Below are 10,667 nucleotides of genomic sequence, written 5' to 3' on the forward strand. Positions count from 1 at the left end.
CTTCTGAAGAAGAAATTAAAAAGCTAAAAGAAAAGTTAGATAAGAAAATTGAAGAAGCAAAGAAGTTAATCGAGGAAGCAAATAAAAAATCTAAAGAAAAACTTGAAAAGCAAGATAAAGATGAAAAAGATAAAAATCTAAATCAAGACTTATCTAAAAAATTAGATGAACTTCTAAAACTCCAAAAAGAAAATAAAGAGAAGAAAGAAGATAAGAAATCTCAAGGCAAAAAGTGGGACGAACTTTTAAAAGCTGATGACAAGAATATTCTAAATCAATTTGATCTTAACAAGATGAAAAAGCAAGAGGAACAACAAGACAAAAAGCAAGTTAAAGATGAAAAAGAATTTGCAGTTTTCCAAGTAGACAAAAACTTCTATAACATTATTAATAAAGATGGTAAGACAACAGTCTACATGGATGTAAAAACTTATGTAGATCAAGGAAGAACAATGATTCCAGTAAGATATATTGCATATACTCTAGGTTTTAATGTTGAGTATGACAACTCTACTCGTGAAGCTATTTTCTCAAATAAAGAGAATAATATCTTAGCTAAAAAGACATTAAGACTAAATATTGATACTGGTGTTATGAAAGACTCAGATGGAAAAGTTTACAATTCAGATGTTAAACCAGTGATTATAAATGGAAGAATTCATGCTTCAATTTCAAATATTGCTAAAGCTTTTGGAGCAAGTCATGGAGATATTAAAGATGGCAAAAACCAAACAATAGAATGGGACAATGCTAGAAAAGCAGTCTATGTATTTAAAAATGTAAAATAAGAAAGGATAGAAAAATGAATATGAGCATTAAACGAGGAGTAGCCATAGCGTTACTACTTTTTACATTTACAGTACCAGCAACTACATTTGCGATGACAAATGAAGGGCAAATAGAAAGTCAAAACGAATCAATCTATGAACCACAAAAAGAAGAATTTGAAAAAATGTTGAAAGATGATGTTTTTACACCATCAAAAGAAGAGATTCCTTATCAAGATGTTCCAAGAATACCAGGGAATACAAGTGAAGCAAATAAGTCTTCAAATAATCCTCCTAAGAAAACACCACTTGTAAAAGGTGGTAATACAAAGGCAGTAAATAATCTTGCGACACAAGAAAATAAGGCAAGAGGTTCAGTAATTGAAAATGTAGATAGGAATGGAAAAGATATAACACCAAGTGGAGATACAGAAAAAGATAAAGAAAATCCAGTAGATGTGAGACAATTTTTAACATTTCAAACTAAAAGTGGAAAAACTATGCACCTAATAGTGGATCACTCATCAAATCAAGATAATGTAAGGCTATTGACAGAAGTAGGAGAGCAAGACCTACTTAATATGATTGAATCAGAAGACAAAAATACTATAAAGGTTGAAGAGCCTAAGAAAGAAGAAGTAAAAAAAGAAGAACCTAAGACTGTTCCAGTAAAAGAAGAAAAGAAAAGTGGAATAGGTTCATTTCTAATTATTGCACTTGTAATTGGAGGAGTTATAGGAGCAGGATACTATTTTAAGGTAGTCAAAGCTAAGGAAGATAAAATGTTGGAAGACTTTGAAGAAGATGATAAGGATTATATTAGTGAGTCAGAAGATGAATCTGACAATGAAGAAAGTAATGAAGAATCTTTAGATGAAGACGATGAAGATGAACTATTATAATAATTTTTAAAAGTTTGAGCGAGAGAGAAATCTTTCGCTCTTTTTTTATTTATGGAGGTATTAATGAAATTAGTAATAGCAGAAAAGCCAAGCGTAGCAGTTACAATTGCAAAAGTAATTGGAGCAAGAACAAGAAAAAACGGATATTATGAGGGGAATGGATACATTGTTTCTTGGTGTGTCGGTCATTTAATTCAAATGGCAAGTCCAGAAAGACACGACGAAAAATGGAAGAAATGGACAATAGAAAATCTTCCTATAATTCCAGAAGAATATATTTATGAAGTATCTAAAAGCACTAAAAAACAATATGGAGTTTTAAAGAAACTTTTAAACGATAAGAATATCGACACAGTTATAAATGCTTGTGATGCTGGAAGAGAGGGAGAACTTATTTTTAGGCTTGTATATAATCAAGCTAAATGTAAGAAGAAAATTCAAAGACTTTGGATATCTTCAATGGAAAACAAAGCTATTGAAGATGGTTTTAGAAATCTTAAAGACGGAGAAAAATTTGAAGACTTATATGGATCGGCAAGTGCAAGAGCTATTGCAGATTGGCTGGTAGGAATGAATTTAAGTAGGCTTTATTCTTGCATTTACAAGGAAACATATTCAGTTGGTAGAGTACAAACACCAACTCTATATTTAATAGCTAAAAGGGATAGTGAAATAAATCTATTTAAGAAGCAAAAATATTATACAGTTGACCTATCTTATAAAGGATTGAAACTTGTATCAGATAGGATTGATAAAATCGAAGTGGCAGAGCAACTTTTAAACTTGATAGAAGATGAAATAGTTATTACAGAGGTAGAGGATAAAGAAATAAGCACAAAACCAGATAAGCCTTATGATCTCACTACCTTACAGAGAGAAGCAAATAAATATTTTGGATATTCAGCAAATGACACTTTAAATATGGCACAAGGTCTGTATGAAAAAAAGCTAATCACATACCCAAGAACAGATAGCAGGTATTTAACCGATGATATGGTTACTACTATGAAAGAATTATTAGAAGGACTTGAAGAAGGTTTTAAAATCAACGAATCAAACTTTAAGTCTATTTTTAATTCATCTAAGGTTACAGACCACTATGCGATTATTCCTACTATATCAGGCATTGGAAAAGCCAAAGATTTATCTGATAAAGAAAGCAAAATCTATAATCTAATAAAGAATAAATTACTTGCTTCATGTTCGGATAACTTAAAGGAATCTAGTAGAAAAATCAGATATGAATATGATAAATTTAACTTCAATGCAAGTGGCAAGACTGTAATAGATGAAGGTTATACCAAGTATCTAAAAGCTTATGGAAAGGAAAGACAAGAAAATAAATTACCAGATGTAAAGACTGGAGATAATATTAAGCTAACTTCTAAAAATATATCGGAAAAATTTACAAAAACTCCAAGTCATTATAATGAAGATACACTTTTAAAGGCTATGGAGAATGCAGGGATTGAATCACTGGATAAAGATATAGAGGTGGAGAGAAAAGGCTTAGGAACACCAGCTACAAGAGCAGGAATTATTGAAAATCTTATCCATAAGAATCTCATAAGAAGAGATAAGAAAAATCTACTTGTAACAGAAAAAGGCAATAGGCTTGTATCGATTGTAGAGGATAAGTTTAAATCAGCAGAAACAACATCTGAATGGGAAATGAAACTTGCAAAGATTAGCTCTGGCGAAGTTGATAAAGAAGACTTTTTAAGAGAAATAGAAGATAGTATAAGGGAGCTTGTAGATAGGTACAAGAATAATCTAAATGAATAAGGTAAAAATATTAGAGCTTTTCGGTGGCATAGGTGCTATTAGAAAGGCTTTTATTAATTTAAAGATACCTTATGAAGTAGTTGATTATGTAGAAATAGATAAGGCTTGTGTTAAATCATACAACGCACTTTATGGAGAAGATTATAAGTCAAAATCAGTTGTAGGATATAAAGCTCCTAATGAGAAGATAGACTTAATTATGCATGGAAGTCCTTGCCAAGACTTTTCAAGAATTGGAAAAAAGCAGGGAGGAGCAAAGAATTCAGGAACCAGATCAAGCTTACTATTTGAAACAATTAGAATAATAAAAGAAATGAAAGAAAAACCTAAATGGATAATTTGGGAAAATGTAAAGGGAGTCCTTGATAGAAATATGAAGGACTCCTTTTTTATTTATCTAAAAGAACTAGAAGACCTTGGATATGAAAGCAAGTATGAAATCTTAAATGCAATGGACTTTGGGATACCTCAAAAAAGGGAGAGGATATTTGTTGTTTCATGTCTTGGAGCAAATAACTTTTCTTTTGATAAATTGGAGAGGAAAGAAACAAGAACACTAAGTGAATTTTTAGAAAAGGATGTAAGTGAACTTTACACAATAACTCAACCTTATATGCTGAAATTTTTAAATAAAGGCATAAATAACAGTTTTAGAGGGCGACTCAAAGTGATTAAAGATTTTTCTTATACTATTTCTACAAAACAAATGAGAGTACCTAATTCTGGAATAATAGATATTGGAAATGGTCAGTATAGGTATTTAACAGAAAGAGAATGTTTAAGACTCATGGGTTTTGATGACTGTGATATTGACAAGCTAGAGGAAGTACATCCAAGAAGAAAAAATTGCACCTCAAGCAAGCTATATAAGCAGGCCGGCAATTCTATTGTGGTTGATGTTTTAATGGTTATTATAAAAGAAATTCATAGAATGGAGGTAGGAAATGCAAGTAAATGATTTTAAGAATATACAAGAAGCAATAAAGTATGAAGTTTTACAAGATGAAAAAGAATATTTAAAACTCTTAAAAGTTATAGGCAATAATCAGAAATATGATTTTTCTAGTCAGTTAAGTATATACAACAAAGAACCTGAAGCTAGAGCTTGTGCGACCTTTGATATGTGGAAGAAATATTTTGGTCGAGTTGTTATGAGAGGTCAAAAGGGTATTCCAATTTTAGTTGGAAGTGATGTAAACAAAAAAGTTTCATATATCTTTGATATTAGTCAGACCACATCAATGGATAGGAATATTAATGAGGTTAGCTTATGGCAGTTTGACCACGAAAACCATAATGAGGCTTTAAAAGAAATAATAAATGCTTCTTCATTTGAAGCGAGTGATTCACTTAATGAAAATATATTTTCTTTGAGTCGAATTTATGGAGATGAATATATTAACTTGGCTCTTGCTGATTTGAGAATAGATATAGAGGATAGACTGAGTTTTGAAAAGTTTATGAGAGACTCAATATCTTATGCAGTAGCTAATAGGTTTAATACAGTCTATCCTATGGATACGGAAAATTTAAAAAATAATTTTTCTAGGATTAATACTATTTCTTTAGAACAGATAGGTCTTGTAATATCAAGGGTTAGCGAAGATATTATAGATAGCACAATAGAAAAATCTAAGGAATTAGATCGTGCTAGGCTGCTGACAGAAAGGGCCGATGCCGACTATAATAGAGATATAGAAAATATAAATGAAGATAGAGGAGGTCAAGATGATTTATATAGACGAGATGATAGGTCAAGAAGTAGAGATGGACGAGTTTTCACAGATGGAAGCGACAGAAGAAATAGCAATGAAGATCGAAGAGAAAACCTTGGACATGATGGAGAAGGATCTGGAATTTATGGAGAGATTTCCGAATCCAACATACGCAGTTCTAAGACTGTCTTACCTAGTGGGGAGCGAAGACATGGAGAACTGGAAGAAACTTCAGAAAATGTACGAGGAGAAAACACTTTTGAACCACTTGAAGGAAATTCAGAATCAGGCAGTGGACTTTATCAAGAGAGAGAAAGTCAAGATGATGAAATCACAAGGATTGACAGAGAAGATGAAAAGAGAGAATCCAGAACAATACCAAGGACAGATGAACAACTTGATGGCAACAGTGAAGAAAATGGCAATCAAGGAATACGTGGAAGCTTAGAAAATGAAATAAGTCCAGAAAAGGAAGCTGATGAAGCTTCTTTTTTTGATGGCAAAAACACTGAAAATAGAAAAGATTACTGGATTGTAGAATTTAATGAAAATCACGAATTAGTTCCCGATTATAGTGGGCAGATAGTAACTAAAGACTTAATCAATATCCTAAGACAAAAGGATATTGATATTAAAGACCATAATCAAACTCATGGAGAAAATGAATTTGGAGAAATGACTGATGATTATATCGGATATTTCAAATTCTATTTTGACCACTATGTAGACGGAGAAGTTGTCGAGCATTATAGGGTAGACCTTGGTGATGGCGAAGAAGTAAATGAGCGTGAATTTTCATATTTAGAAGAACAAGTTGAACTAAGTGAGGAAAAATCTTTACAAGAAGAAGCTAAGGAAAATATAGAGCCTAAATTTAAGATAGGTGATCAGGTTAGATATAAAGATAAGGACTTTACTATTACAGATTTTGATGAACTAAGTGGAGGACTTAAAACTGTCACTATCAGAGATAATATGGAATATATGGGAGGTATGATTAGGGGTTCGGAAGTAATTCCATATAGAAACGATTCGTACCTTGAAGAAATCTTTGAAAATCTAAGTCAAACATCAGAAAAACTAGCAGTAAAAGTTGGTAAAGAATTTATTTTAGAAGATGAGAATACCTTTGATGGAATTAACTTGATTGAAACTGGAACAAAAGCAGAAGTTAATGGGGAAGAATTTCCTTTATATAAGGGCGAAACATTTGAAGAAAGTAGAAAGATTGATGACCTTTTAGATAGTGGAAATTATGAGATATACAAGTTATCCGAGTATGAAAATCAATTTGAAAGCCAAGTAGAGCAAGAAAGCTTTTTTGATAACTACAATCCTGAAATTGACCAAATGATGGATAGATACAATGTACCTAGGGAAGCAGCCGAAAATTTATTGAGGGGTAAAGAAGATTTAAAGAATCTAGGCTATGAACCTAATAAGGGAAGGCTAAGTTTTGCTAGAAATTATGACTTGAAAAATCATATCTACTCAGAATACCTAACACCATCAGAAAGACTAGATAAAAACATCAAAGCTATTAAAATGCTAAAAAGACTTGAAAATGAAAATAGGAGTCCAAGAGAGTATGAACAAGCCTATCTTGCTGACTATCTAGGTTGGGGTGGTCTTGCCGATGTCTTTGATGAAGAAAAGGGCGGACAATGGCTTGAAGCAAGAAATATTTTAAAAGAAAATCTAACAAATGGAGAGTATTTGAATGCTAAAGAGTCTACCTTAACATCCTTTTATACACCTAGAGAGGTAATGGATGGAATATATAAGACCATAACAGATATGGGTTTTAAGACTGGAAATATCCTTGAACCATCTGCAGGAGTTGGTAATTTTATTGGCAATATGCCAAGTGAAATACAAGGCTCTAAAGTATATGGAGTAGAAAAAGATAGTCTAAGCGGAAGAATAGCAAGAGAGCTTTATCCTGAAGCCAATATTCAAATTAAAGGCTTTGAAGAAACAAACTTCTCAAACAATTTCTTTGATTTAGTTATAGGAAATGTTCCCTTTGGAGATTTTAAAGTTAACGACCGTGAATATAACAGAAATAACTTTCTGATTCACGATTATTTTTTTGCAAAGTCAATAGATAAGGTTAGGAATGGAGGAATTATTGCCTTTATAACCTCATCTGGAACTATGGATAAAAAAGATGAATCTGTTAGAAAATATATTAATGCAAGATGTGAGTTTTTAGGAGCTATGAGGCTTCCTAATACAACATTTAAAGGACTTGCTGGGACAGAAGTTACTTCAGATATTATTTTCTTAAAGAAGAGAGATTCAGTTATAGAAAGAGATGATGATTGGATTCATTTAGCAACTGATAATAAAGGTTTAACCTACAACAAATACTTTGTAGATAATCCTCAGATGGTATTAGGGGATATGAAAGAAGTATCTGGAAGATTTGGAAATACCATTACTTGTGATGAAAAAGAAGATGAAAAGTTAAAAGATTTAATGGATCTTGCAAGTAAGGAAATATCTTCAAACTCAAAATATGAAGAGGTCGAACTATTGGAAGATGAAGAATTAAGTCTTCCAGCAACAGACGATGTTAAGAATTTTTCTTACACTATCATTGATGAAGAGGTCTACCTAAGAGAAAACTCAGTCTTAATTAAGCAGAATATATCAGATAAAAACAAAGAAAAGATAAAAGATTATCTTGATGTAATGAATGCTTTGAAAGATGTAATAGAAAAACAAAAGGACGATTATTCAGACGCGGAAATAAAAGAGTCACAAGCAAAGTTAAATGAAGTTTATGATAACTTTTCAAAGAAACATGGCTTTATTAACTCCTTATCAAATACTAGAGCCTTAAAGGAAGACTCAAACTTTCCTTTGGTATCATCAATAGAAATACTTGATGATGAGGATAATTTCAAAGCTAAGAGTGATATATTTTCAAAAAGAACAATAACAAAGGCAAAAGTAGTAGACCATGTAGACACTTCCCTTGAAGCCTTAGTCTTATCAGTTTCACAAAAGGGATATGTAGACTTTGAATATATGGAATCTATAACAAGTAAAGATAGGGACACCTTAATTGGTGAGCTTGAGGGCGAAATATTTTTAGACATTAAGGACACAGACCTAATAAATAACAGAATGCCCTTTGAAAACTTTAATAATGACGATCCATTTCATTTTTCATATGTGTCGGCTGATGAGTATCTAAGTGGTAATATTAGAGAAAAAATTGGTTACCTCAATTCATATATCGGAGAAATTGAAAATGTAATAGATTTAGCACCTTCTGAAAAGAAAGACACATTATTAAACGAGCTAGGCAAACTTAAATATCAAAGAGAAAAATTACAAGAAGTTATGCCTGAAGAACTCACTGCTTCTGATATAAATGTAAGGTTAGGAGCAACTTGGATACCTCAAAAAGATATAGAAGACTTTACTTTTAATCTTTTAAAAACACCAGGCTATGATAGGTGGAATATAAATGTTAGGTTCTCACCACATACAAGTGAATGGAATATTGAAGGTAAAAGTGTTGACTCAACTAATGACCTTGCTAACATGACTTATGGTACAAGTAGAGTGAATGCCTATAAGCTAATTGAAAATGCCCTTAATCTAAAAGATACAAAGGTATTTGACCAAGTAATAAATGATGATGGTTCTAAGACTTCTGTATTAAACAAAAAAGAAACTATGCTTGCAAGTCAAAAGCAAGAGCTGATTAAAGAAGAATTTAAGAATTGGATATTTGAAGATCCTGATAGAAGATATAGGCTAGAAAAGATTTATAATGAAAAATTCAATTCAATTAGAAATAGAGAATTTGACGGCTCTAACTTAACTTTTGATGGAATGAATACTGAAATCAGATTACGAGAACATCAGAAAAAGGCCATAGCAAGGACTCTTTATGGTGGAAATACACTACTTGCCCATGTAGTAGGAGCAGGAAAAACTTTTGAAATGGTAGCTTCTGCTATGGAATCTAAAAAGTTAGGACTTGCAAGTAAGTCATTATTTGTAGTTCCTAACCATCTAACCACTCAAATTGGTAGGGAGTTTATGCAATTATATCCGTCAGCGAACATTATGGTGGCCGATAAAAAAGACTTTCAGCCCAAAAATAGAAAAAGATTTATTGGTAGGATTGCAACGGGAGAATATGATGCGGTCATCATAGGACACTCTCAATTTGAAAAAATACCAATGTCTAGGGAATACCAGGTAAGGCATATACAAGACCAAATAGATGATATAGTTTCCTTTATTGATGAGAACAAAAGAAATAGAGGAGAAAATTTCACTGTAAAACAACTGGAAAAGACAAAGAAGAAACTTTTGGTAAGACTTGAAAAACTAAATGATGACTTTAAAAAAGATGATGTAATAACCTTTGAAGAACTAGGAGTAGATAAGTTATTTATAGACGAAGCTCATAATTACAAAAACTTATTCTTGCATACCAAGATGAGAAATGTTGCGGGTATCGGTCAGAGTGAAGCCTTTAAGTCTTCAGATATGTATATGAAATGTAGGTATATGGATGAAATGACAGATGGCAAGGGAGTTGTATTTGCTACTGGTACACCAATATCAAATTCAATGACAGAGCTTTATACCATGCAAAGATACCTTCAATATGACGATTTAAAGGCAAGAGGATTAGAACATTTTGATGCCTGGGCTTCTACTTTTGGTGAAACAGAAAACACTTTTGAATTATCTCCAGAAGGTACTGGATATAGGCAAAAGACAAGATTTTCAAAGTTTTATAACTTGCCAGAACTGATGAGCATGTTTAAAGAAGTAGCAGATATAAAGACTTCAGATATGTTAAATTTGCCAGTACCAGAAGCAAATTTTGAAGTTATTAAAACAAAACCTACTGAGGAACAAAAAGAAATATTAGAAGCTATTTCAGAAAGAGCAGACGCAGTTAGAAATAACCAGGTCGAACCAACAGAAGATAATATGCTAAAGATTACAAATGATGGTAAAAAACTTGCCCTAGACCAAAGATTAATAAATCCACTACTTCCAGATGATCCTAATTCAAAGGTAAATGTATGTGTAAAAAATATCTTTTCGATCTGGGATAAAACAAAAGAAAATTCATCGACCCAATTAGTATTTTCGGATATGTCCACACCAAAAGGAGATGGAGAATTTAATATCTATGATGATATTAGAAATAAGCTAGTGAATATGGGAATACCTAAAGAAGAAATAGCCTTTATCCACGAAGCAGATACAGATAAACGAAAAGATGAATTATTTTCTAAGGTAAGAAGAGGAGAAATAAGAGTATTATTAGGCTCTACTCAAAAAATGGGAGCAGGTACAAATGTACAAAATAAACTAATTGCTTTACACGATTTAGACGTCCCATGGAGACCGTCTGACCTAGAGCAAAGAAGTGGTAGAATTGTTCGTCAGGGCAATGAAAATGATAAGGTAAATATCTTTAGATATGTAACAGAAAATACTTTTGATGCCTA

3 protein-coding genes and 2 pseudogenes are annotated in these 10,667 nt (G+C 32.0%); all 5 read left to right on the top strand.

The features are described from left to right. Window positions 1–788, top strand: a pseudogene (locus HMPREF0077_RS11035) (leucine-rich repeat protein); the annotation flags it as partial. A 14-nt stretch (window positions 789–802) separates the two neighbouring features. Beyond that, window positions 803–1,669, top strand: coding sequence for a CD1107 family mobile element protein (locus HMPREF0077_RS09260; RefSeq protein WP_004837747.1), 867 nt, complete (start codon window positions 803–805; stop codon window positions 1,667–1,669). 63 nt (window positions 1,670–1,732) lie between these two features. Then, entirely contained in the window at window positions 1,733–3,454 is a 1,722-nt protein-coding gene (locus tag HMPREF0077_RS09265; protein WP_040349721.1) for a DNA topoisomerase 3, read from the top strand. Further along, on the top strand, window positions 3,447–4,412 hold the full coding sequence (locus HMPREF0077_RS09270; protein ID WP_004837749.1) for a DNA cytosine methyltransferase: 966 nt from the start codon (window positions 3,447–3,449) through the stop codon (window positions 4,410–4,412). Before HMPREF0077_RS09265 ends, HMPREF0077_RS09270 begins: the two co-directional genes overlap by 8 nt. Window positions 4,413–6,669: 2,257 nt before the next feature. After that, window positions 6,670–10,667, top strand: a pseudogene (locus tag HMPREF0077_RS09275) (helicase-related protein); the annotation flags it as partial.

This window comes from Anaerococcus tetradius ATCC 35098 (genome assembly GCF_000159095.1).
GTDB lineage: Bacteria > Bacillota > Clostridia > Tissierellales > Peptoniphilaceae > Anaerococcus > Anaerococcus tetradius.

Coding starts and splice junctions, on each gene's coding strand:
- HMPREF0077_RS09265 (WP_040349721.1), top strand. CDS start 1,733: ATGAAATTAGTAATAGCAGAAAAGCCAAGCGTAGCAGTTACAATTGCA.
- HMPREF0077_RS09270 (WP_004837749.1), top strand. CDS start 3,447: ATGAATAAGGTAAAAATATTAGAGCTTTTCGGTGGCATAGGTGCTATT.
- HMPREF0077_RS09260 (WP_004837747.1), top strand. CDS start 803: ATGAATATGAGCATTAAACGAGGAGTAGCCATAGCGTTACTACTTTTT.